The 23,370-nt window shown below is 71.9% G+C and carries 22 protein-coding genes and 1 pseudogene; 12 read left to right on the forward strand and 11 right to left on the reverse strand.

Annotated features, from left to right (window positions below; translation table 11 throughout):
• Positions 1–29 precede the first annotated feature (29 nt).
• On the forward strand, positions 30–548 hold the full coding sequence (gene purE / locus HYV93_18465; protein ID MBI2527955.1) for a 5-(carboxyamino)imidazole ribonucleotide mutase: 519 nt from the start codon (positions 30–32) through the stop codon (positions 546–548).
• A gap of 12 nt (positions 549–560) precedes the next feature.
• Here purE and HYV93_18470 read toward each other — a convergent pair whose 3' ends face one another.
• The 6 genes from HYV93_18470 to HYV93_18495 all read right to left on the reverse strand — a co-directional run bounded on the left by HYV93_18470 (position 561) and on the right by HYV93_18495 (position 7,290).
• Positions 561–860, reverse strand: a complete 300-nt coding sequence (locus HYV93_18470; GenBank protein MBI2527956.1) for a hypothetical protein — start codon at positions 858–860, stop codon at positions 561–563.
• Positions 861–967: 107 nt separating this feature from the next.
• Complete coding sequence (locus tag HYV93_18475; protein MBI2527957.1) at positions 968–2,269, reverse strand: hypothetical protein; 1,302 nt, start codon at positions 2,267–2,269, stop codon at positions 968–970.
• Positions 2,270–2,278: 9 nt separating this feature from the next.
• Positions 2,279–4,225, reverse strand: coding sequence for an FAD-dependent oxidoreductase (locus tag HYV93_18480; protein MBI2527958.1), 1,947 nt, complete (start codon positions 4,223–4,225; stop codon positions 2,279–2,281).
• A 7-nt stretch (positions 4,226–4,232) separates the two neighbouring features.
• Positions 4,233–4,613: a cupin domain-containing protein gene (locus HYV93_18485; GenBank protein MBI2527959.1), complete on the reverse strand. Its 381-nt coding sequence runs from the start codon at positions 4,611–4,613 to the stop codon at positions 4,233–4,235.
• Positions 4,614–4,648: 35 nt separating this feature from the next.
• Positions 4,649–6,445, reverse strand: a complete 1,797-nt coding sequence (locus HYV93_18490; GenBank protein MBI2527960.1) for a thiamine pyrophosphate-binding protein — start codon at positions 6,443–6,445, stop codon at positions 4,649–4,651.
• Positions 6,445–7,290 (reverse strand): DUF364 domain-containing protein, encoded by an 846-nt coding sequence (locus HYV93_18495; GenBank protein ID MBI2527961.1) that lies wholly within the window; start codon positions 7,288–7,290, stop codon positions 6,445–6,447. Before HYV93_18495 ends, HYV93_18490 begins: the two co-directional genes overlap by 1 nt.
• 313 nt (positions 7,291–7,603) lie before the next feature.
• Between HYV93_18495 and HYV93_18500 the strand changes: the two genes are divergently transcribed.
• Positions 7,604–8,494 (forward strand): metal-dependent hydrolase, encoded by an 891-nt coding sequence (locus tag HYV93_18500; GenBank protein MBI2527962.1) that lies wholly within the window; start codon positions 7,604–7,606, stop codon positions 8,492–8,494.
• A 33-nt stretch (positions 8,495–8,527) separates the two neighbouring features.
• On the opposite strand, the pseudogene hisD reads toward HYV93_18500, so the two are convergent.
• Positions 8,528–9,867 (reverse strand): annotated as a pseudogene (hisD, locus tag HYV93_18505) (histidinol dehydrogenase).
• 227 nt (positions 9,868–10,094) lie between these two features.
• Here hisD and HYV93_18510 point away from each other — a divergent pair.
• Both HYV93_18510 and HYV93_18515 read left to right on the forward strand, forming a co-directional pair.
• Positions 10,095–11,816 (forward strand): acyl-CoA dehydrogenase family protein, encoded by a 1,722-nt coding sequence (locus HYV93_18510; protein ID MBI2527963.1) that lies wholly within the window; start codon positions 10,095–10,097, stop codon positions 11,814–11,816.
• Between the two features lie 46 nt (positions 11,817–11,862).
• A complete protein-coding gene (locus HYV93_18515) occupies positions 11,863–12,072 on the forward strand; it encodes a hypothetical protein (GenBank protein MBI2527964.1) in 210 nt (69 codons plus the stop codon).
• A 148-nt stretch (positions 12,073–12,220) separates the two neighbouring features.
• On the opposite strand, the gene HYV93_18520 is transcribed toward HYV93_18515, so the two are convergent.
• From HYV93_18520 to HYV93_18535, 4 genes are all read right to left on the reverse strand, one after another.
• Positions 12,221–12,598 (reverse strand): hypothetical protein, encoded by a 378-nt coding sequence (locus tag HYV93_18520; GenBank protein ID MBI2527965.1) that lies wholly within the window; start codon positions 12,596–12,598, stop codon positions 12,221–12,223.
• Between the two features lie 18 nt (positions 12,599–12,616).
• Complete coding sequence (locus HYV93_18525) at positions 12,617–13,078, reverse strand: hypothetical protein (protein MBI2527966.1); 462 nt, start codon at positions 13,076–13,078, stop codon at positions 12,617–12,619.
• A 90-nt stretch (positions 13,079–13,168) separates the two neighbouring features.
• Positions 13,169–14,431 (reverse strand): aminopeptidase P family protein, encoded by a 1,263-nt coding sequence (locus tag HYV93_18530; GenBank protein MBI2527967.1) that lies wholly within the window; start codon positions 14,429–14,431, stop codon positions 13,169–13,171.
• 65 nt (positions 14,432–14,496) lie between these two features.
• Positions 14,497–15,975 (reverse strand): aldehyde dehydrogenase, encoded by a 1,479-nt coding sequence (locus HYV93_18535; protein MBI2527968.1) that lies wholly within the window; start codon positions 15,973–15,975, stop codon positions 14,497–14,499.
• A 326-nt stretch (positions 15,976–16,301) separates the two neighbouring features.
• Here HYV93_18535 and HYV93_18540 point away from each other — a divergent pair, with 326 nt between their 5' ends.
• The 8 genes from HYV93_18540 to HYV93_18575 all read left to right on the forward strand — a co-directional run.
• Positions 16,302–17,180, forward strand: a complete 879-nt coding sequence (locus HYV93_18540; protein ID MBI2527969.1) for an IclR family transcriptional regulator — start codon at positions 16,302–16,304, stop codon at positions 17,178–17,180.
• Between the two features lie 13 nt (positions 17,181–17,193).
• Complete coding sequence (locus HYV93_18545) at positions 17,194–18,459, forward strand: CoA transferase (protein ID MBI2527970.1); 1,266 nt, start codon at positions 17,194–17,196, stop codon at positions 18,457–18,459.
• A 98-nt stretch (positions 18,460–18,557) separates the two neighbouring features.
• Entirely contained in the window at positions 18,558–19,643 is a 1,086-nt protein-coding gene (locus HYV93_18550; GenBank protein MBI2527971.1) for an alcohol dehydrogenase catalytic domain-containing protein, read from the forward strand.
• Positions 19,644–19,881: 238 nt separating this feature from the next.
• Positions 19,882–20,877 carry a thiamine pyrophosphate-dependent dehydrogenase E1 component subunit alpha gene (locus HYV93_18555; GenBank protein MBI2527972.1) on the forward strand — a complete coding sequence of 332 codons (996 nt, stop codon included), beginning with the start codon at positions 19,882–19,884 and terminating at the stop codon, positions 20,875–20,877.
• Between the two features lie 20 nt (positions 20,878–20,897).
• Entirely contained in the window at positions 20,898–21,878 is a 981-nt protein-coding gene (locus tag HYV93_18560; GenBank protein MBI2527973.1) for an alpha-ketoacid dehydrogenase subunit beta, read from the forward strand.
• The gene (locus tag HYV93_18565) at positions 21,875–22,117 is read left to right on the forward strand and encodes a hypothetical protein (GenBank protein MBI2527974.1); all 243 of its coding nucleotides are present in this window, start codon (positions 21,875–21,877) and stop codon (positions 22,115–22,117) included. The genes HYV93_18560 and HYV93_18565 overlap by 4 nt, the downstream gene beginning before the upstream one ends.
• Before the next feature lie 7 nt (positions 22,118–22,124).
• The gene (locus tag HYV93_18570) at positions 22,125–22,310 is read left to right on the forward strand and encodes a hypothetical protein (GenBank protein MBI2527975.1); all 186 of its coding nucleotides are present in this window, start codon (positions 22,125–22,127) and stop codon (positions 22,308–22,310) included.
• On the forward strand, positions 22,310–23,370 hold a 1,061-nt coding region (locus HYV93_18575), incomplete at its 3' end, for a M24 family metallopeptidase (protein ID MBI2527976.1). The genes HYV93_18570 and HYV93_18575, both read left to right, overlap by 1 nt.

Raw genomic sequence — 23,370 nt, forward strand, 5'->3', positions numbered from 1 at the left:
CGCGGGCGAGCCTGCTACAATGCTGGCCCATGCCACCTCTCGTGGGCCTCATCATGGGCTCCAGGTCGGACTGGAAGACGGTGGTCCACGCCGCCGACACCCTCGACGCGCTCGCCGTGCCTTTCGAGGTGCGGGTGCTCTCGGCCCACCGCACCCCTGACGCACTCTCCGAATACGCGCAATCGGCGGAGCGCCGGGGGCTCGAGGTGATCATCGCCGCGGCGGGGGGCGCCGCGCACCTGGCGGGGGTCACTGCCGCCAGGACCACCTTGCCCGTGCTCGGCATCCCCGTCGAGTCCAGGGCGCTCAGGGGGCTGGACTCGCTTCTCTCCACGGTCCAGATGCCGGCGGGCATCCCGGTGGGCACCCTCGCCATCGGCAGGGCCGGCGCCGTCAACGCGGCTCTCCTGGCCGTCGCCATCCTCGCCAACAAGCACCCGAAGTTCCGCGAGGCGCTCCGCCAGTACCGCGAGGGCCGCGCTCACGAGATCCTCGACAACCCCGACCCCCGCGCCCCGGCCCGCCCACAGCCCGGCCCCGACCGGTAGCGGATCACCTCTTCACGCGGGCACGGCCGTCCGTCTCATGGCCTGCAGCCGCTTCATCCGCAGGCACGCCTTGTCGCAGCCGATCGCCGTCGATGGCGTGAAGGCGCTGCAGCGGTTCACCGAGATGAGCTTGCCGTCCCAGACTTGCTCGGCGAAGCCCGCGGTGACATTCCGGCCCTGGACGGGGCACCAGAAGGAGCGGGTCGCCGCGCGGGTGACGCCGGGCATGCCGCCGAAGGCCGCCACGAGGGCGAGCGCCCCGGCGGTGGCCAGCGCCAGAACGATTATGAGGGGCACGCTGGAACCGAGCATCGGTGTCACCTCCCTCCGCGCGCTGCTGTCGCGCTACCAGCACCATTCACCTTGCTCGGCGGCCGGGCCATAGGACATCCCGCTCATATTGGTAGGCCAAACGACGGCTATCCCGCCGCCTCCCGGGCTGCGCGGGCGCGGCCCTGCCGGACTGCGGCCGTCAACGCGCCGACCAGGTTGACCGCCACCGAGACGAGCGCGATCCAGACGAGGAGCCCCGCCAGCGGCACGAGCGGGGCGACCGCGCCCAGGCCCGCGCTGACGAGCACCTCGGCCGTCCTGAGGACGATGCCGCCCAGGAGCGCCCAGAAGGCCACGATCCGGAGCCCGGGCCACGGCAGCGCCGTCAGCTCGAGGACCGGGATGAGTCGGAAGCTCATCGCCACGACCACCGAGACGAGGAAGCCGACGGTGACGAGGTGGCGGACAGCGTCCGTGACCAGGTAGGCCGGCTGTCCCGCCCAGGCCGCAGCCGTCGTGAGCACGGCGGCCACCCCCGCCGCGCCCGCCGAGGCCGCGCCCAGCCTGAAGATGCGCCCCTCCTCCGCGCTCCTGGCCACCATCGGCAGCGCCTTCCTCGCCCGTCGCCGCCAGGCACCCGCCATCACGAAGACCGCGCCCACCGTCCACAGTGCGATGCCGTCGCCGAGCCGGGCCAGCCCCGGTCCGACAGCCCCCGGCCAGTCCCCCGCCTCGCCTGCCGCGGCGATGACGACGCCGAGGGCGAGGAGCGCGGGCATGAGCCGCGCCGCCCCCGGCGGCACGCTCCACGACGGAAAGAACATGGGCCCGGCCCGCAGCAGCACCCCCAGCACCCAGCCGATCACTCCGCCGAAGAGCGCCATCAGATGGACGGCCCGCATCGCACTCATGGGCGGCACCGGCACGCCCTGAACGAGGGCCTGTGCACGGAGACCCGCCTCCATCAGACAGGCGAGCGCGAACCATGCCGTGCTCAGCGTGAGCTGCCGCCTCAGCAGCACGAGCGGCGGCGGGTCCAGCGAGCGCCAGACCCACACCCCGAAGACCAGGAAGGCCGCGGTCTGGCAGAGCGAGGCCGCGAGCACGAGCGCGGGCAGGCCGCTGGCCGTGCCCCCGAGTCGCAGCGCCAATGCCACGGCCAGCAGGCCCAGCACCCAGCGGGACATCGGATGGCGGCTCACGGGGCGCCCGGTGAAGCGGGCGATCAGGTGCTGGGCCACCCCGGGGATCAGCGTGGCGAAGAAGCCGAGGAGCTGGAGATTGGCGTGGAGCAAGATCCACTCGACGGAGACCGCCGGCGCGCCGAGGTAGAGCCAGGCGAGCATCCAGACGCCGATCGGCGTCCCGCCCAGCAGGGTCGTCGCAAAGGCGAGCAGCGCGAAGGGCCGGTAGATCGGCGGCTCGCGGAGTGGTCCGGGCATGCTCACGGGGACACGTCAGAGCCGGTGGCCGAGGGCGGCGCCTTCCTGCATGGCCTCGAAGGCCGTGCGCGGCAGGACGCAGTCGCCGATGTCGAAGACGGCCGGCCCGGCGGGGAGGGCCTTCAGCGCGTCCCCGAGCGCGGTGACCGGGAGCATCGGGCGCGCCGGCACCACGAGGTCGATCTTCTCGAGCGCCTCCGTCTCCGCCTCGGCCTGCCGCCTGAGCCGAGCTCCGTTGGCCGACAGCGACTCGACGGTGGTGCCGAGTCTCACCGTCACGTTGGGCCGCGCGCGGAGATTGGCCACGTGCTGCCAGCGCGGACGGAGCCCGATCTCGGCCGCCAGCTCGCCGCCGGGCTCGGTGATGACGACGTCGGCCCCGCGCTCGGCCAGCACATGGGCCACTCCCACGCCCAAGAGACCGCCGCCGATCACGAGCGCGCGGCGGACAGGCCCTCCCGGGCGTCGCAGCACGTCGAAGGGGTCCACGGCCGGGCTGTCCACGATCCCGGCGATCGGTGGCAGGCCGGGCCTGGCCCCCGTCGCCACGACCACCGCATCGGGCCTCTCGGCGAGCACGATCTCCACCGTCGCCTCCACACCGAGCCTGAGCTCGGCCCCCGCTCTGAGCGCCGCGTCGGCGAGATAGGCGGCGAGGCCGGCCAGCTCCTCCCGCTTCGGCACGCGCCGGCTCAGGAGCAGCTGGCCGCCGGGCTCACCGGCGCGCTCGATCACGGTCACCGCATGGCCGCGCAGCGCCAGCACCCGCGCCGCCTCGAGCCCGGCGGGCCCCGCCCCCACCACCACCACGCGCTCGGGCCTCGCCGCCGGGCGCGGGGCGTACTCCCGCTCCCTGGCCGTGCGCGTGTTGGCCAGGCAGAGGACCGGCTGGTTCTGCCCCAGCAGGTCGCTGCACTTGAGGCAGGCCACGCAGTAGCAGATCTCCCGCTCGCGCCCCTCGCGGCTCTTCCGCGGCATCTCGGGATCGGCGTGGAGCGCCCGCCCCAGCGTCACGAAGTCGGCGTCCCCCGAGTCGAGGATGCGCTCGGCGACATGCGCGTCGCTGATCCTGCCGGCGACGCTCACGGGAATCGTCACCGCGCGGCGGATCTCCCGGGCCAGCGGCGCCAGGCACCCCTGCGGCATCTCCATGGGCTGCACCATCCACACCGCCGATTCGTAGATGCCGGAGGAGACATCCAGCGCGTCGATGCCCGCGGCCTCGAGGCGCGGCGCGATCGTGCAGAGGTCGGCCAGCGTGAGCCCGCCCTCCACGTGCTCCTCGGCGGAGAGCCGGTAGAGAAGCGGCAGCTCCGGCCCCGCCGCCTCGCGGATGGCCACGATCACCTCCAGCGGAAAGCGCAGCCGCCGCTCGAAGTCGCCGCCATACTCATCGTCGCGACGGTTGGCATAGGGGGAGAGGAACTGGCCGATGAGATAGCCGTGGGCGCCGTGTACCTCGATGGCGTCGAAGCCGGCGGCCACCGCGCGCCGGGCCGCCGCCGCGAAGTCGGTGACGATGGCAGCGATCTCCGCCACCGTGAGAGCGCGCGGCATCTCGCCTCCCGCCAGCGTCATGCACGGCACGGGCGAGGGCGCCACGGGCTGGGTCCCCGTGACCGCGGCGGAGGTCTCGCGCCCGGCGAACTGCAGCTCCGCGCCCACGAGGGCGCCGTGGCGGTGGCAGGCGTCCACGAGGCGCCGGTAGCCGGGCACGAGGGCGTCGTCGTGGATGCCCAGCTGATAGAGGTGGTTCCGGCCGGCCGGGTGCGCGTACATGGACTCGAGCAGGATGAGGGCGGCGCCGCCGGCGGCGCGCGCCTCGACATAATCGATGTAGCGCTGGGTGACGGCGCCCGCTGCCGTCGCGAGGTTCTTCTCCATCGGCGCCATGAGGATGCGGTTCCGGAGCGCCAGGCGCCCGATCCGGCCCGGCGCGAAGAGGCGGGGGAAGGCGGCCATCAGGCCGTCAGCGCTCGGGCGTGGCGCGGCCGCCGGTTTGCTCGACTGCCGGCATGTCGTAGGGGGGCGAGGCCACCACGAGGAAGACGAGGTCCTCGATGCCCGTGTTGAAGATGCCGTGGCTGACGCCGGGCGGGATGTGGATGACCATGTGGGGCTCCACGAGGTGCTTGATGCCGTCCAGCTCCACGATGCCCTTGCCCTGGAGGATGTAGTAGAGGTTCTCGGCCACCTCGTGGACGTGCACCTCGGCATAGCCGCGCGGCTGATAGGAGGAGATGCGGAAGTCGAAGTGCTTCGTGGCGGCCGTGGTCGGATGCACGAGCATCTTCGAGAAGGCCTGGAAGTGCTTGGGCGGCAATTCCCAGAACGCCTCCTCCATCCGCATGATCTTCGCCTGGGGCTTCTCTCCCGGAGCGCTCGTCATCGGGTCTCCTCCTCGGGGAGCCGGCGGGCGCCGAAGGCGGGCTCGCCATGGGGCAGGGGCGGCAAGGCCCAGGTGCCCACTGCCGGCGGTCTGATGTCGCGGTCCACGTGGACGTCCAGCACGAAGGGGGTGCCGGCGCCGATCGCGTGCTCGATGGCCGGGGCGAGGTCCACGGCCTGCTCGACGCGGATGCCCTCGACGCCGCAGGCGCGCGCCAGCGCCACGAAGTCCGGGTTCACGAGGCGCCCGTCGCGCTCCCGGACGAAGGAGGTGGCGATCTCGCGCTTGGCGAAGAGCCCCGTCTGGATGTCGCGGATGGCGCCGTAGGCGAAGTTGTTCCAGATGAGCCACACGGCGGGGATGTCGTACTCGACGGCCGTGGCCAGCACGTCGGGGCGCATCATGAAGCCGCCGTCGCCGCAGACAGCCACGCAGGGCCTGTCGGGAGCGGCCAGCCTGGCACCGAGCACGCCCGCCACGCCGAATCCCATGGCGGAGAAGCCCCAGGTGTTGAGCACGGTTTGCGGGCGGCGCGCCTTCCAGAACTGGACCACCCAGTTGTGGTGAACGCCCGAGTCGGGAAGGATGATGGCGTCGTCGGGCGCCACGGCGCGGAGCGCCTGGACCACGCGCTGCGGGTGAATGGGGACTGCGTCCGACTCCCCGCCCGGCCGCACGAACTCCTCCCACCTCCGGCGCCAGCCCGCGATGTCCCCGAGCCACGCCTCCCGCCCCGCGGGCGCCGGGCCCGGCGCCTCCGAGGCGGCGAGCATCTGGCGCAGCACGGTGCGGGCGTCACCGACGATGCCGAGATGCACGGGATAGTTGCGCCCGATCTCCTGCGGGTCCACGTCCACGTGGATGAGGCGGGTGGGGGGGATGTTGAAGGAGTAGCCAGGGATCCAGGAGGAGGAGGAGCGGTCGTCGAAGCGGACGCCGACGGCGAGAAGCACGTCCGAGGTGCGCGCCGCCTCGTTGGCCTGGAAGGCGCCGTTCCTGCCCACGAAGCCCAGCGCCAGCGGGTCCTGCATGTCGAGAGTGCCAAAGGCATTGGGCGAGAAGATCACCGGGATCCGCAGGCCGCGCGCCAGACGTGTCAGCTCCTCGCCCGCCTCGGAGAGCGCCACGCCATGCCCCACGAAGATGAGCGGGCGCCGCGCGCCGCGCAGAAGATCCACCGCCTGCCGGACCGACTCGGGATCGCCCCCGCTCCGTGAGGAGATCCCCTGGCGCCAGTCGCCCGGGTCGGGCACCTCGCCCTCGGCCGGCTCCTTGAACACGTTGAACGGCACGTCCAGGTTCACGGGGCCGGGCCGGCCCGAGAGCATGGTCGCGAAGGCCTGGCGCAGCGCCGTGGGAAGCATGTCAGCCCGCGTGGGCTGCCACGAGCGCTTCACGTACGGGCGGATCACCGAGGGGAAGTCGGCCTGGAAGTGCCGGTACGTCTCCTGGAAGGGCGCGCGGTTGAACTGGGAGGTGGGGACATTGGCCGTGATGGCCAGGAAGGCGGAGGAGTCCATGAAGGCGCAGGCCAGTGCGATGGGAATGTTGCAGGAGCCGGGGCCGCAGGAGGTGAGCGTCGCCACCGGGCGATGGGCCACCCGGTAATAGGCATCCGCCATGTGGCCCGCGGTCTGCTCGTGGCGCGTCGAGATGGTGTGGATGGCGTCGGTGCGGTCGTAGAGGGCGTCGAGGAGCCCGACATTGCCATGGCCGCAGAGGCCGAAGACGTAGGGGACCTTCTCGCGGACCAGGTACTCGACGATCAGCTCGCCGCCGTTGCGCATCGGGATCAGGCCGCGGACCGGCGGGCGATGTCGAGCGCCTCCCCCTCCCGGACGATGCAGACCTTCTCGGCCACGTTGTCGAAGAAGTAGCCCGAGCCGCCCTCGCTCACCACCTGGAGCAGCGCGCGGCCGTCCCGCACGCGGATCCCGCCCAGCACGTGCACGCCACGCTCGAAGAAGGGCCGCGGCCAGGCCGAGGCCGTCGGTCCCGCCATCACCACCCTGCGGGCGCCGCACGAGGCCGCCAGGAGCGAGTCGAGGCCACCTTCCACCAGGGCCGAGCCGGTGATGACCACCACGCTGGCGTCGCCGAGCACCTGGAGCGCCTGCTCGGGAGACTTCCAGAAGGGCAGCTCATCCCCCTTGAGCGCGTCGCGGTGCCTGTCCACCACCCACAGCTCCGCCACGCGCCCCTTGAGCGCCTTGATGAAGGGCACGAAGGCGCCGACCATCGCCACGCGGTCCTCGGGGCGGACGCCGGCGGCCTGGAGCGCGTCCACCCCGGGCAGGAGCGCGCCGCCGGGCACCCCCGCACGGGCCAGGGCGCGCGCCGACAGTGCGTTGAGCACGGCCACGCCCACGGCCCGCCGGAGCGAGTTCCGGTCCGTCGCCTCGCGGGCCAGCGCCCAGGCATCCTGCCCCGCCAGCCGGCCGGCCTGGGGCGCCGCCGCGGCCGACCGCGGGCAGCAGACGGTGTCGGCCTGATCGCGCGGGGTGAGGGCCGCGCCCGCCTCGCCCGTCCCCAGCGCCGCCGCGGTGTAGAAGACGCCGATCCGCACATCGGCCACGGTGGCGGTCTCGTCGTGGAGCACGTCTCTCAGGTCAGCCAGCCACGCCTCGATCACGCCCATCGCCGTCCTCCCGGGTATCGCGGTCCTGGGTCTCGCCCGGCCCGCGTCATTCACGATCCGCTCGTGCGCGGCGAGCGGGTCCCGTCGCAGGGCACGGCTCCCCGGCATGATAACCCCAATCCGAACGCGACGGGCCCGCCGGAGGGCGCACTCGGGGTCCTCGGATCCAGATCGCAATGCAAGGCCGGACCCCTGCCGATGTCGTATTGCAAGACCTGACCCCCCTTGCGCCCCGTGGTACGCTCAGTCCGTCGAGTCCACGCGTGGCTGTCGTCATCTCCATCACCCGCGAGCCGCAAGGGGGAGCGCAACCATGTGCCAGATCGTTCCTGACTACCTCGGCCGCCGCGTCGCCCCGCCCGAGGAGCGCCTCTCCGGCCTCGGCCGCCGCGACTTTCTCAAGCTCGCCGGCGCGGCGACCGTGGCCCTGGCCGCGGCGCCCGCCTGGGCCCAGAGCGCCAAGGTCGAGGTCCAGTGGCTCGGTCAGTCGGCGACCAAGCTCACCTCGCTCACCGGCAAGGTCATCATCATCGACCCGTTCCTCACCAAGAACCCGAAGACGCCTGCAGCGCACAAGAACCTGGACGCCCTCGGCAAGGTGGACGCGATCCTCGTCACCCACGGTCACGGCGACCATACGGGTGACGTCGCGGAGCTGGCCAAGCGCACCGGCGCCAAGATCTATGGCCCCGCCGGGCTCATCGCCACGATGACCGACCTCGGCTGGGTGCCGCCCGACCAGGGCGTGCGCTTCGGCAAGGGAGGCCGGGTTAACCCGATGGGTCCCCAGATCAGCATCACCCAGGTGCGCGCGGAGCATTCCTCCGAGGTGACGGTGAGCGACCCCACGACGAAGAAGACCACCACCTACCCCGGCGGCGAGCCCTGCGGCTTCGTCATCGAGCTCGAGAACGGCTTCAAGCTCTACCACATGGGCGACACGGGGCTGTTCGGCGACATGCGGCTGATCGGGGAATACTACAAGCCGGACCTCATCATGATCCCCATCGGCGGGCACTTCGTCATGGACCCGCGCGACGCCGCCTACGCGACTCGCGAGATGCTCAAGCCCCGCTACGCGATCCCCTTCCATTACGGCACGTTCCCGGTGCTGCGGGGCACTCCGCAGGAGTACCAGGCCGCCCTCGGTCCCGGCGGGACCCAGGTGTTCCCGATCAGCCCGGGCGACAAGCTCACCTTCTAGCGGCGGCGGCTCACGAACGCAGTCCCGGGCCGCTCACACCGCGGGCTGGGCGTAGCCGACCGTGCGCCCGCCGTAGCGGCGCAGGCGCACATTGGCCTGCTCCGCATGCGCCGAGAAGCCCTCGAGCACGCAGAGCCGGGAGCAGTACTCCCCGACGAGGGCGCTGGCCTGGTCGGTCAGCACCCGCTGGTAGGTACAGGTCTTGAGGAACTTGCCGACCCAGAGGCCGCCCGTGTAGCGGGCCGCCTTCCTGGTGGGCAGCGTGTGGTTGGTGCCGATCACCTTGTCGCCGTAGGCGACGTTGGTGCGCGGCCCCAGGAAGAGCGAGCCGTAATTGGTCATCCGGGCGAGGAAGTAGTCCGGGTCCCTGGTCATCACCTGGACGTGCTCGGAGGCGATGCGGTCGGCCTCCCGCACCATCTCGTCGTCATCGTCGCAGACGATGACCTCCCCGTGGTCCGCCCACGCCCGGGCGGCGGCATCCGCCGTCGGCAGGATCGTGAGCAGCCGCTCGACCTCGCCCAGGGTCGCGCGCGCGAGCCGCTCCGAGGTGGTGAGGAGGATCGCCGGAGAGGTCGGCCCGTGCTCCGCCTGGCCGAGGAGATCGGTGGCGCAGATCTCGCCGTCCACGGTCTCGTCGGCGATGACCAGCGTCTCGGTCGGCCCGGCGAGGAGATCGATGCCGACGCGCCCGAACAGCTGGCGCTTGGCCTCGGCGACATAGGCGTTGCCCGGCCCCACGATCATGGCGACGGGCGCGATGGTCTCGGTGCCGAGCGCCATGGCGGCCACCGCCTGCACGTGCCGAGCGCCATGGCGGCCACCGCCTGCACCCCCCCGAGGACGTAGATCTCGTCGGCGCCGCCCAGGTGCATCGCGGCGACGATGGCGGGATGCGGTCCACCCTTGAACGGCGGCGCGCAGGCGACGATGCGGCGCACGCCCGCGACCTTCGCGGTCACGATGGACATGTGGGCCGAGGCGACCATCGGATAGCGGCCGCCCGGCACGTAGCAGCCGATGCTGTTCACCGGGATGTGGCGGTGCCCGAGGATCACGCCGGGCAAGGTCTCGACCTCGAGGTCCTGCAGGGTCGCCTTCTGCCGTTCCGCGAAGTGGCGCACCTGCGCCTGGGCGAAGCGGATGTCCTCGAGATCGCGCGTGGCGACCCGTGCGACGGCGCGCTCGATCTCCTCCGGGCTCAGCCGGAAGCTCGCGGGTGACCACTGGTCGAGCCTCTGGGAGAGCTCCCGGACCGCGACGTCGCGGCGCGTCTCGATGTCGGCGAGCATCGCCTCGACGGTCTCGCGAACCTTGGTGTCGGCGGCCCTGATGGCGCCCGCGTCGATCCCGCGCTTGAGGTGGCGAGCCATGGCGTCCTCCTGTCGCGAATGGAGCGTGGATGGGATGGGGCCAGCCGGGGACAATACTGGCATTGACGTGCCGGGGAAGGAAAGTCGGATCTCCCCCGAAGATTCAGCGTGACCTCGGCCGGGTCCTGGAGTATGACAAACTCCTACGCACCCACGGGGCTCCCGGCTGGCCGGCCGCAGGCCGCCCCGGGCGCTCCGGCAGGCGCCTGGCCCCAGGGAGGAGCCCCATGGACCGAAGCCAGCACGGCCGCGCGCTGCTCGCCCGGTGGGAAGCGGCCAAGCCCACCAACTTCTACGAGGACGATCGCTATCTCCGGATGGCGCTGCGCCGCCGGCTCGGGCCGGCCCGGCTGGCGGCGGTGGAGCCGGCGCTCCGGCAGGCCGGCGCCGACTCGGCGGGCGTCGTGAGCCGAGCCTCGACGGAGCTGGACCGGCCCGAGCATCTGCCGAGGCTCGAGGGCTGGAGCAGCATCGGCGAGCGCTCGGTCGACGTCGTCTTCCACCCCGCGCATCACGAGGTGGGCCGGCGTGTCTGGCGCTCGGGCATCCTGGCGGCGCTGGGAGAGCCGGGGAACATGACGCTCCACGCGGCCCTCACCTATCTCTTCGCGTTGAACGGCGAGGTTCCCCACCTCTGCTCGGTGGCCTGCACCGCCGGGCTCATCAAGGCCATCCAGCGCAGCGGCACCGACTGGATGAAGCGCGAGTGGCTCCCGCGCCTCCTCGACCGCGACTACGACCGGCGCTGGCACGCCTCGCAGATGCTCACCGAGGTCCAGGGCGGCTCGGACGTGGGTGCCAACGCCTGCGTCGCGCGCCGCGTGCCGGGCGAGGACGGGGTGTGGCACATCAGCGGGGAGAAGTGGTTCTGCTCCAACCTGGGCGCCGATCTCTACGCGCTGAGCGCCAGACCCGAGGGGGCGCCCGAGGGCACGCCGGGCATCGGGCTGTTCGTGGTGCCGCGGCGCCTTCCGGACGGTCGGCCCAACGGGATCCTGATCCGCCGGCTCAAGAACAAGCTGGGCACACGGACCTTGCCCACGGGCGAGATCGACTTCCAGGACGCCCGCGCCCATCAGCTCGGCCGGCTCGAGGAGGGCTTCAAGCTCCTGATGGGCATCGTCATCAACACCTCGCGCCTGGAGGTGGGCATCGACGCCTCCGGGATCATGCGCCGGGCGTGGGTCGAGGCATGGCACTACGCGCGGCTGCGCGAGGCGTTCGGCCAGCGGCTCGTGGACTTCCCCGCCGTGCGCCAGCAGCTGGCCGAGATGCGGGTGCTCGCCACGGCCGGGCTCGCCAGCACCCTCTTCGCGGCCGCCACGGAGGACCGGCTCGCGCTCGCCGGGACGCACCCGGAGGAGGACGCGCTCTACCGCACGGCGGTGAACGTCAACAAGTACGCCTGCTCCATCGACGCCGGGCTCGTGGTCCACCATGCCATCGAGATCCTGGGCGGCAACGGCACCATCGAGGACTTCAGCCCGCTGCCGCGGCTCTACCGGGAGGTGCCGGTGCAGGAGTCCTGGGAAGGGCCGCACAACACGCTGATGTCGCAGGTCCTGCGGGACTCGGTCCGCGCGAAGATGCACCACGCGCTCCTGCGCCACACCCAGGAGCTGCTCCTGGGCGTGGAGGCTCCCGCGCTGGTCGCGACGCGCGATCGCGCGCTCACGGCGCTCGACGACGCCCGGGGCGCGATGGACGGCTTGCTGCGGGCAGACCAGCAGGAGGCGGCCTATCACGTGCGCGGGCTCGTCACCCGCATCGCGCGCATCGTCCAGGTGGCGCTCCTCCTCGAGGATGCTCAGCACGCCGGCGAGGGCGAGGGGGCCGGCTGGCTTGCGGCCGCGGCCCAGTTCCTCCTCAACCGCTCCGTGGTGCCAGGCTATGACCCGCGCGAGGACCCGGGCTATCCAGGGCTGATCCGCCAGATCCTCGAGGACTGACTCCGGAGGGGAGCCCCGGGCCGCAGGGCTCCCAGAGGGTGAGCCCATGCTCGCGCTGACGCTCGAGCCCTACAAGCTCCTCCGGACGCTGGCCGACCACCGGGTCTCGCCCGAGTGGACGTGGACGGCGGGAGATCGGGCGCTGTTCGACCTCCGGCACGATGCCCCCGACACCACTGACCTGGCCGAGCAGCTCCCCGACGTCGCCGCCGCGCTGGAGGCGCGGCTGGAGGCGTTGCGAGGTCGGCCGCCGTGACGCCGCGCCCGGCGGGCGCGAGCGCGTCGGGCACGGCGCGCGGGGCGGCGCACGGACCCTGAACGGCAGGCGCAGGGGTCGGCCGCGAGCCGGTCAGTCATGGCCGTCGGGTGGGGCCCGGAGGCCCCAGCCTCGAGCGGGCTGGCGGTCAGGTACGGGCAGGCGCGGGCTGGCTGGCCCGCTTCAACGTCTTCTCGCCGAAGCCCTCCTGCAGCGACTCGCCCGTGCCGTACAGCTCGAAGCCCGGGCCGAAGTCCTTGTCCTCCCACGAGCGGTCATCCGGGTCCCAGACATAGGGCAGAGTCAGGATCTGTCCCGGGGCCCAGAGCGTCTCGAAGGCCCTGAAGGCATCGAGCAGAATGCGGCGCCCGAGCGGGGCATCATCGGCCTTCCCCGTCTCGTGGTTGAGCGGGAAGTTGATGAAGACCGCCCGGGGTGGCCTCACGGCAAAGGTGATGTCCCAGGCCGAGCTCATGCAGAGCGTGGGGATGCCGGCTCGCTCCACCTCGCGCGCGATCAGTCCCACGGACTGATGGCACACGGGTCAGACGGGGACGCAGAGTGCCGCCTCGGCCCCCATGGCCTTGAGCGCGGCGACCATCCCGGGCGCGCGCTCCTGGACCTCCCGGCGATGGGAATAGACCATGACGAAGGAGAGCGCGCCCACCAGCTCGCCGATGACGCCGGCCGCTTCGAACTCGCGCAGCCTGTCCATGGGGAAGACGCAGTTGGGGTCGCGGTCGGCGTCGGCGTCGCGGTAGCCGTGGTGGTGGATCTTGAGGCGGCTCAGGTCCACGTCCTTCGGGAGCGTCCGGAACGAGATGTCGTTGTCCACGAAGGGCGCCTGCCCGGGGAGGTAGAAGCCGCCGGAGGTGATGACGGCGAGCCGGCAGTCCCTGAGCGGCTTGGCGAGCGGCGTCCACGGCGCCTCCGTGTTGATCGCCCACTTGTACGGGGCGAAGGCGGCGTAGCGCTCCTGGGTTCGCGGGATATAGGCGATGGGCATGGGCTCCTCCTCCCGACCGGCCCGGCACGGCGGGCTGACCGGCTCCGGCTCCCCTCCTCAGTTAGCAGATCGGGCCCGGCGGAGCAAGCCCTACCCCACGTACACCTCGCAGCCGGGAATGCCGCAGGAGATGAGGTGATCGCTGGGGAAGTTGGTGATGAGCTCGCAGCCGTTCTCGGTCACCACGATCTCCTCCTCGATCCTCGCGGCGCCCGAGCCGTCGGCGGCGCCGCACCACGTCTCCACGGCAAAGACCATCCCCTCCTTGATCGTCTGGGGATGGTCGAAGGAGAACCGGCGCGAGATGATCGGACGCTCCCAGGACCCCAGCCCGAGCCCGTGAGAGTACTGTAGCAGGAACGCCTCGGCCTCGTTCCGGTAGCCGAACTCCTCCGCCTTGGGCCAGACGGCCGCCACGTCCGCCGTGGTGATCCCGGGCTTGAAGACGTCGAGGGCCCGGCTCAGCCAGACAGAGGCCGTCTCGTAGGCCTCTTCCTGATACCGGTTGGGCTTGCCGCAGATGAACGTGCGGTAGTAGCAGGTCTTGTATCCCATGAACTGGACGACGGGATCATAGAACACCATGTCTCCCGCCTGGATCAGCCGGTCCGAGGGGGTATGCGGGTGGGGCCGTCCCCGGGGTCCCGTGACCGCCTGGATGAGCGGCACGCGATCCGCCCCCAGCCGGAGGAACTCGAAGGTCGCCATGGCGACGAGGTCGCTCTCCTTGACTCCGGGGCGGATGGCCCGGACACAGCGGTCGTGTACCGCGTCGCCCAGGGATGCGGCCTGCTTCATGAGCTCGATCTCATCGGCCGTCTTGATCTCCCGGGCGTCCAGCATCGCCTGCGTGCCGTCCACGACCGTGATCCCCTCCTTCTCGAGGGCTCGCAGCATGGGGATCTCGCAGATATCGATCCCCAGCGGCTCCTTCGCCACGCCGTAGTCCGTCAGCACCCGCTTGATCTGTCTGGCGAACTCCTGCTGAAGGTTGGCGGCGGGGGGCAGGGCGCCCTTGAGCGCAGTGATCGGGGCCGCCATCCGGTCTTCCATCCAGGGACAGGCGATCCGCTTCGCGGGCACCGCCGGGTCGAAGAGATAGGGCTTGCCCTCCCTGGCCAGGACGCAGTAGTGGTCCAGGAAGTCCCGGAACGCCTCCCCGATGTTCGTGCTCGTGATGTACCGGATGTTGTCCATGTCGAAACACAGGACGGCGCCCAGCCCCGCCGCCTTCACGGCCGCCTGGGCCCGCTGACACCGCTCCTGCCGTAGACGGTGGAAATCGATCCCGAGCTCGTAGTCCTTCGCCATCGTGCCCCATCGAGATCTCGCTTCCTTGACGTTGTATTTCATCCCGCCCTCCCGGGTTGAGGAGTGGTCACGCTCGCGATTGCCCCGGCCCCTGCCCCGGCGCGCGCTCAGCGCATCACGAAGGGGTTGGCGGTCGGCGCACCGACGTTGATCCAGACGCTCTTCACCTGCAGGTACTCGCGGATCATCTCCTGGCCATTCTCGCGCCCGAGGCCCGAGTCCTTGTAGCCCCCGAAGGGGGACAGGTAGGAAACGGAGCGGTAGGTGTTCACCCAGACGGTGCCGACGCGGATCGCCTCGGCCACGCGGAGCATGCGGGAGAGGTCACGCGTCCAGACGCCGGCGGCCAGGCCGAACCGGACGTCGTTCGCGATGCGGATCGCCTCGGCCTCGCTCCCGAAGCGGATGACGGAGAGGACCGGCCCGAACACCTCCTCCTGAGCGATGCGCATGGTGTTCTCGACTCCCGAAAAGATCGTCGGCTCGATGAACCAGCCGGCGCCGCACTCGGGGCGCGTCGCGCGCCCGCCGCCCAGCTCCAGCTTCGCCCCCTCCTTCAGCGCGATGTCGATGTAGCTCAGCACCTTGTCGTACTGCGGGCGGGTGGTGACCGGGCCGACCTGCGTCGAGTACTCGAGGGGATCGCCCATCCTCGCGGTCCGGGCGAGCGCGAGGAGCTTCTCCATGAAGGCGTCGTGGATGCTCTCCTGCAGGAGTAGCCGGCTGCCCGCGATGCATGTCTGTCCGGTGGCGGCGAAGATCCCGGACACGGCGCCGTTCACCGCGTCGTCCAGGTCGGCGTCCTCGAAGACGATGTTCGGGGACTTGCCGCCGAGCTCCATGGTCACGCGCTTGAAGTGCCGTGCCGCCGCCTCGTTGATGACGCGGCCGGTGGCGTCCGAGCCGGTGAAGGCGACCTTGGCGACGAGCGGGTGCTCGACCAGCGGCATGCCGACGTCCTTGCCGAAGCCCGTGACCACATTGACCACGCCCGGGGGGAAGCCGGCCTCCGCGACCAGCTTCACGAACTCCAGTGTGGACAGGGAGGTGAACTCGGAGGGCTTCACCACCACCGTGTTGCCCGCCGCCAGCGCCGGCGCCAGCTTGAATGCCAGGATCAGCAGCGGCGAGTTCCACGGACAGATCGCCGCGCAGACGCCGAGCGGCTCGGGGCGGGTGAAGTTGAAGTAGCCCTTCTTGTCGATGGGGAGGACGGCGCCTTCGATCTTGTCCGCGAGGCCGCCGAAGTAGTAGTACCAGTTCGGCGCGTAGGCGAGCTGCGCGGCCATCTCGGCGATCAGCTTGCCGTTGTCGCGCACCTCCAGCTCCGCGAGTCGCCGGGCCTCACGCGCGACCAGATCCCCGAGCCGGCGGAGCAGGGCCCCGCGCTGGCTGGCGTTCAGGGCGGGCCAGGCGCCGTCGGTGAACGCCCGGTGCGCGGCCCGGACGGCACGATCGACGTCCGCGGCGTCGCCCCGCGCGACGAGCGCCCAGGGCTCACCGCGGTACGGGTCGTAGGACTCGAAGTACGCGCCGGACGCCGGGGCCACGAACTCGCCGTCGATGTAGTGCTGGGCCTTCTCCATGGTCGCCTCCGTTCGAGCGCGCGCTGGCGCGGCGTCAGCGGGCGACGGGGTCACGGAATCGCGGACGGCGGCCGGCGGCGAGGCGGCGATCGAGCGCCGGGTCCCGGCCGCTGCGCGCCGCCTGCACGCTGCGCAGAAACATGACTGGCATTCTCCGCGGCGCCGCCAAGGGGCGTCAAGGGATTTCTCGCACGGCCGTGATGCGTTGACGGGACGAAAATGATGCATCGGGGGCATGGCCGCCTCCGGGGCGCTCGCCCATACTGCTTCCCGAACGCGACGTCCAACATGTTGAACACCCCCAGACGCCCGCAAGTCCCGAGGCCATGAAGAGGCGCGCTCACGTCCCGGGCCGCGGTTACACGCGGACCGCGTCCCTCCTGGCCGCCCTCGTGGACCAGCCCGAGGGGATCACCGCATCGACCCTGGCGCAGCGCCTCGACATCCCGAAGAGCACCCTGTCGCTGATCCTCCGGCACTTCCTGGAGCTGGGGATCGTCGAGCGGGCGCACGAGCGTGCCGGCGTCGTGATCGGGCCGCAGCTCGTCAGGCTCGCGTTCCGGATCGTCTCGAACCTGCAGCTGCCCCGCGTGGCCCGGCCGCATCTCGAATGGCTCGCGCGCGAGACGCATGAGAACGTCTATCTCGGAGTGCAGAGCGGGCTCAAGGCCATCTACATCGACCGGATCGATGGGACGGAATCCGTTCGCGTCAACGTCGAGATCGGCGCGCCGCGCCCGCTGCATGCCACCGCCATCGGGAAGCTGATCCTCGCGTTCTCCCCGCCCTCCCTCCCGGAGGCCGTCCGGCGGGTGGAAGGGCTCCCGGCGATGACGCCACACACGATCACGGACCCGATCCGGCTGCGGCGCGAGCTGCAGGAGGTCCGGAGGCGGGGGTTCGCCACCAGCGACGGCGAGAACATCGACGGGATCTACGCGATCGCCGTACCGATCATCGTGCGCGGCCGGATCGTCGCCGGCATCTGCATCTCCGTGCCCGGGTCGCAGGGGCTGCGGCACCGGCCGCGCTGGGCCCCGAAGATGCTCAGGGCGGCCCAGCGCATCGGTCGAGACCTCGCGGGTCATCCCCAGCCGAACGGCTCGGCCCCGGGCCGGGGCGACTGGGGCCCGGCGGGGCGGAGACGGACCCGGGGCCTCGGCCGCCGGCGGGCGTCGGCGAGATCGGAGTCCCGGGGCGGCTGACTCGCCGCGAGCCATGGGGACGCCACCGATCCCGCACTCCACCGCGCCCGTCTTGGGATCCGAGCCGCAGCCGCGGCTGCCCATCGAGGGGCTCGTCGTCGCCGACCTGACCCAGAACGTCGCGGGCCCCTTCTGCACGCAGATCCTCGGCGACATGGGCGCCGAGGTCGTCAAGGTCGAGCGGGCGGGGCGGGGCGATGAGGCCCGGGCCTGGGGCCCGCCGTTCTGGGGCGGGGAGAGCGCGGCCTTCCTCGCCATGAACCGGAACAAGCGCAGCCTGGCCCTGGACCTCAAGCAGCCGGCCGGGATCGAGGTGCTGCGGCGGCTGATCGCGCGCGCCGACGTGTTCGTGCAGAGCCTGCGCCCCGGTGCCGTGCGCAAGCTGGGGCTCGACTACGCGGGCGCCGCGGCCCTGAACCCGCGGCTGGTGTACTGCTCCGTCACCGCCTTCGGCGCGCGTGGGCCCCTGCGCGACCAGCCGGGCTACGACCCGCTCTTGCAGGCCTACGGCGGGCTCATGTCGGTGAACGGCCACCCGGACCAGGAGCCGGCCCGTGTCGGCACCTCCATCGTCGACATGGGAACGGGCATGTGGGCGGCCCTTGGCATCGTGGCCGCGCTCCGGGAGCGAGACGCGACGGGGCGAGGCGTCGAGGTGACGACCGCCCTGTTCGACACCGCCCTCATGTGGATGTCCTACCACGCCATCGGGTACCTGGGCTCCGGCGAGCTCCCCCAGCGCTGCGGCTCCGGCTCCGCGATGATCGTGCCCTACCAGGCCTTCCCCGCCACCGACGGGCCGGTGATGATCGCCGCCGGCTCGGACGCGCTCTTCCGGCGGCTGGCCGCCGCGCTCGGGGCTCCCGAGCTCGCCGACGATCTCCGGTTCCGCGACAATCCCTCGCGCGTCCGGCACCGGGGGCCCCTGGTGGAGGCCCTCTCCGCGCGCACCCGGACCCATCGGAGCCCGGAGCTGGTGGAGCTGCTGCGACGCGCCGGGGTGCCGGCCGCGCCCGTCCTCGGCGTCGACGCGGTGATGGCGGAGCCCCAGACGCGGCAGAGCGGCGTGGTCGTGAGTACCCCGCATCCGCGGCTGCCGGACTACCGGAGCATCGCGCTGCCGATCGAGTGGGACCGGATGCGTCCGCCGGTGCGGCGCGTGCCGCCCGCCCTGGGAGAGCACACGGACGAGGTCCTCGCGTGGCTCGGCTACGACGGGAACGAGATCGCGCGCCTCCGCTGCGGGGACGCGTTCGCATGCAGCGAGGAGGCCCGGTAGCCGGCCGGGGGCACCATGACCGCGCGCCTGCCCTCTCACACGTCCGCGCGGCGGCACCCCGAGGAGGGCGTGGCCGGGATCTGCACGGGGAGGGCGACATGAAGGCAGCCGTCTACCACGACACGGCGGATATCCGGATCGAGGCCGTGCCCGATCCCATCCTGGCGGCGGGGGAGCTGATTCTCGAGGTCCACGCGGCGGGGATCTGCGGCACGGATGTCACCGAGTACCTGCGCGGGCCGATCCAGTACCCCATCCACTCCCGCCATCCTGTCACCGGCCACCTCGGCCCGATGATTCCGGGCCACGAGGTCGCGGGGCGGATCGTCGCCATGGGCGCCGGCGTGGACGGGTTCGAGGTCGGACAGGTGGTGGCGAGCGGCGCGGGAATCTCCTGCGGCACCTGCGAGCCGTGCGCGGCCGGCCAGACGAACCTCTGCGTCCACTACTGCACGGTGGGCCTGGAGCGACACGGCGGGCTCGCTCAGTTCTGCGCGGTTCCCGCCAGCACCTGCCTCAGCGGGGAGCCACTCGGGCTGGACGAGGAGACCGCGGCCCTGGCGCAGCCCATGGCCATCGCCGTGCACTCCATGCGCCGGGGCCGGCTGCGCCCGCAGGACGAAGCCGTGATCATCGGTGCCGGCGGCATCGGGGCGTTCCTGACCTATGCGGCGGCCGCGCTGGGCGCCAGGGTGACCGTCGTGGACGTGGTGCCAGAGCGCCTTAGGCTGGCGGCCGACCTGGGTGCGGCGGAGACGCTCCTCCCAACGTCCGATTCGCCGCTGGCGGAGCAGCTCCGCGACCGGGGTGTCCAGCCGGCAGTCGTGTACGAGGTCGTCGGCGGCGAGCGAACGGTGACCGGCGCGCTCGAGGCCGTCCTGCCAGGGGGCCGGGTGGTGCTCGTGGGCCTGCACGACGACCCCCGCAGCCTCGACCTGCGGCGCGTGACGACCGGCGAGATGGAGCTCGTCGGGACCAAGGCGCATGCATGCGGCGTGGACCTGCCGGAGGCCCTGCGGCTCCTGGGCTCCCGCCGCGGGCGCTGGACCGACATCGCCCCGACGATGCTCCCGCTCGAGCGGCTCGTCGAGGACGGCATCCTGCCCATCGCCGAGCGGCGAAGCGACCGCGTGAAGACCCTCATCGACCCGTGGGCGGCCGCCTCGCGCGGGAGGGCGCGCTGAGCGCCGATCCCCGCCGTGGGCCGGCGCCCCCGGTGCGCCTGCCGGGTATTAATGGTGCATCTGGCGCATTGCACGGGGCGGCGTCCGCACTCTAGATTGTTTTTGCACCAGATGTCCAATATATTGAACACCGCCCGGCGCCCGGAGGTTCTGGCGCCGTGAGCCACCGCGATCGCATCCCGGAGCGCAGCCGCATGCCATCGCCGCGAACCACCAGCGACCAGGCGGGAGGGACCCGATGGGGGAGCTGAGCCGAGACCAGCTCGTGGGCTTCTACCGCACGATGCGGACGATCCGGCGCTTCGAGCAGCGGGTCGTGGAGCTGATCAACCGCAACGAGATCCCCGGGGCCGCCCACGAGTACGTCGGCGAGGAGGCGGTGGCCACCGGCGTCTGCCATGCGCTGCGCCCCGACGACGTCATCACCTCGACACACCGTGGCCACGGCCACATCCTCGCGAAGGGCGGGGATCCGCGCCGGATGATGGCCGAGCTCATGGGCAAGACCGCCGGCTACAACCGCGGGCGCGGCGGCTCGATGCACATCGCCGACCTCGAGCTCGGGATCTTCGGCGCCAACGGCATCGTGGGCGCGGGCGCGCCGATCGCCTGCGGCGCCGCCATGGCCGCCAGGCTCAAGGGGCGCGACGGCGTGGCCGTCGCCTTCTTCGGGGATGGCGCCACCAACCAGGGTGCCCTGCTCGAGGCCCTCAACCTGGGCGCCATCTGGAAGCTGCCGGTCGTCTTCGTCTGCGAGAACAACGGCTACGCCATCACCGCCTCGATCCGGGAGATGTCGCCGCTCCAGCGCCTGGCCGACCGCGCCGCGGCCTTCGGCATGCCCGGCGACACCGTCGACGGCATGGACGTCCGGGCCGTCCACGAGGGGGCCCGTCGCGCCGTGGCGCGGGCCCGCTCGGGCGGCGGCCCGAGCTTCCTCGAGTGCCGGACCTACCGGTTCGTCGGTCACTTCACCGCGGAGAAGGCGCTCGGCATCAGGTACCGGTCGGACGAGGAGATCGAGGAGTGGCGGCAGCGGGACCCGCTCGTGACCTACCCCGCCTGGTTGCGCGAGCGGCAGATCTGCGACCCGGCGGAGGTGGACGAGGCGGTCGAGGCGGTGCTCGAGGACGCCGTCGCCTTCGCGCGACAGAGCCCGCTGCCCGCCGCCGAGGAGGCGCTTGACGGCATGTACGCGACGACCTACCCGGGCCTGCCCGCCCGAGGCTGGTGAGGGAGCGCGAGGACACCCCCATGCGCGAGCTGCGGTATCTCGAGGCGATGCGAGAGGGCCTCTTCGAGGAGATGCGGCGCGACTCCTCGGTGATCGTCCTCGGCGAGGATGTGCGCCACAGCGTCCGTGGCCTGACGAAGGGCATCATCGGCGAGTTCGGGCCCGCGCGGATCTACGACACCCCCATCTCGGAGGCCGCCTTCACCGGGCTGGCGACGGGCGCGGCGCTGGCGGGGATGCGGCCGGTGGTGGAGTACCAGATCAACGCCCTCCTCTTCGTGGCCTTCGACCAGCTCGTGGACCAGGCGCAGAAGCTCCGCTACATGATGGGCGGCCAGGGAACGATCCCCGTGACCTACGTGATCACGGCCTCGGGGGCGCGACGCGCGCTCGCGGGCCAGCACTCCGACCACCCCTACCCGCTGCTGCTCCACATGGGCATGAAGACCGTGATGCCGACGACGCCCGAGGACGCCAAGGGGCTCTTCAAGGCGGCGATCCGCGAGGACGATCCCGTCGTGGTCTTCTCGCCCGCTGCGCTCCTCGCGACCAAGGGGCCCGTGCCGGACGGCGACTATGTCACCCCCCTCGGGCGGGCGCGCGTCGCCCGCGCGGGCGCCGACCTCACCATCGTCGCCGTGGGCCCCCTCGTGCCGGAGGCCCTCGCCGCCGCCGAGACCCTGGCGCAGGAGGGCATCTCCGCCGAGGTCATCGATCCCCGGAGCCTCTTGCCGCTGGACGCCGAGACCCTGCTCGCCTCCGCGCGGAAGACCGGGCACGTCGTCCTCTTCGACGACTCCAACCGCACCTGCGGCTTCGCCGCCGAGCTCGCCGCGCTGTTCGCCGACCGGGCCTGGGAGGCGCTGCGGGCGCCGGTGCGGCGGATCACCCGCGCCGACGTCCCCGTGCCATTCAGCACGCCCCTCGAGAGCGTCGTGCTGCCCTCCCGCGAGCGGCTCCTCGAGGCGTGCCGCGGCTGTCTCGCCGGAGTCAAGGCGTGACCCTTCACGAGATCCGCATCCCGAAGCTCGGGATGGAGACGATCGACTGCGAGATCAAGAGCTGGCTCGTCAAGGTCGGCGACCACGTCGCGCCCGGCAGCGGGCTCCTCGAGGTCGAGACGGAGAAGGCCACCGTCGTCATCGAGGCCGAGGTCGGCGGCCGCGTCACCGAGCTCCGGCACCGCCCCTCCGAGCGCGTCGAGGTGGGCGCCGTCGTCGGCCTGATCGAGGCGGCGTAGCGCGCCCATGCCCGGCGAGAAGGCGGAGCTGCCGCCGCGCGCCACGCGGGGGCCCGGCGCGCCGGCCCAGCGCATGGCGCCGCGCGGCCTCGGACTCGCGACGGAGGACTGCGCGGCGATCGTCGCCGTGGTCGCGGGCATGGGTGGCCCGCGGGGCACCAGCCAACGGTCGGGACAGAACGGAGGCGCGTGATGGGGCTCCACACCTACGGCAGCATGAGCGTGGACTGGGAAGAGCGCGTGAACGTCGAGCGGCTCCGCCGGGAGCGCCTGGCGCGCGCGCAGGCGCAGCTCGAGGCCTCGGAGCTCGGCGGCCTCCTCTGCTTCGACATGTACAACATCCGCTACATCACCAGCACGCTCATCGGCACCTGGGCGCTCGACAAGCTGTCGCGCTTCTGCCTCCTGCCGCGGGGCGCCGAGCCCATCATGTGGGACTTCGGGTCAGCCGCGCGGCACCACGAGCTCCACTGCCCGTGGATGGGTGAGGGGCGCTCGCGCGCCGGCATCGCGCTGCTGCGCGGCGCCATGACGCCGGCGATGGGGCGGGCGGAGGACGTGGCGCGGAAGATCAAGCGCGAGCTCGAGATGCGGGGGCTCGACAAGGCCCCGCTCGGCGTGGACATGATGGAGCCGCCCGTCTTCTACGCGCTGCAGAAGGAGGGCATCACGGTCGTCGACGGCCAGCAGGTCATGCAGGCCGCCCGGCGCATCAAGACGCGGGACGAGATCACGCTGCTGAACACCTCCGCGGCGATGGTGGACGCCGCCTACGAGGAGCTCTACCGCGCCATGCGCCCCGGCGTCGCGGAGAACGAGCTGGTCGGGCTCGTGGCGAAGACGCTCCACGACCTGGGCTCGGAGGGCGTCGAGACCGTCAACGCCGTCAGCGGCGAGCGCTGCAACCCGCACCCGCACATCTTCTCGGACCGTGTCCTGCGCCCCGGCGATCCCGCCTACTTCGACATCTGCCATTCGTTCACGGGCTACCGGACGTGCTACTACCGCACCTTCGCGGTCGGCAGCGCCTCCGCCGCCATGGGCGACGCCTACACGCGCTGCCGCGAGGACCTGGACCGGGCCATCGCCATGATCAAGCCGGGCATCACCACCGCCGACATCGCCAGCATCTGGCCGCGCGCCCAGGAGTTCGGCTTCCCCAACGAGGAGTCGTGCTTCGGGCTCCAGTACGGCCACGGCGTGGGGCTCAACGGGTGGGAGCAGCCGGTGATCAGCCGCCTGGTCTCCCTGGA

The organism is Candidatus Rokuibacteriota bacterium (assembly GCA_016188005.1).
In the GTDB taxonomy this organism is placed as follows: domain Bacteria; phylum Methylomirabilota; class Methylomirabilia; order Rokubacteriales; family CSP1-6; genus UBA12499.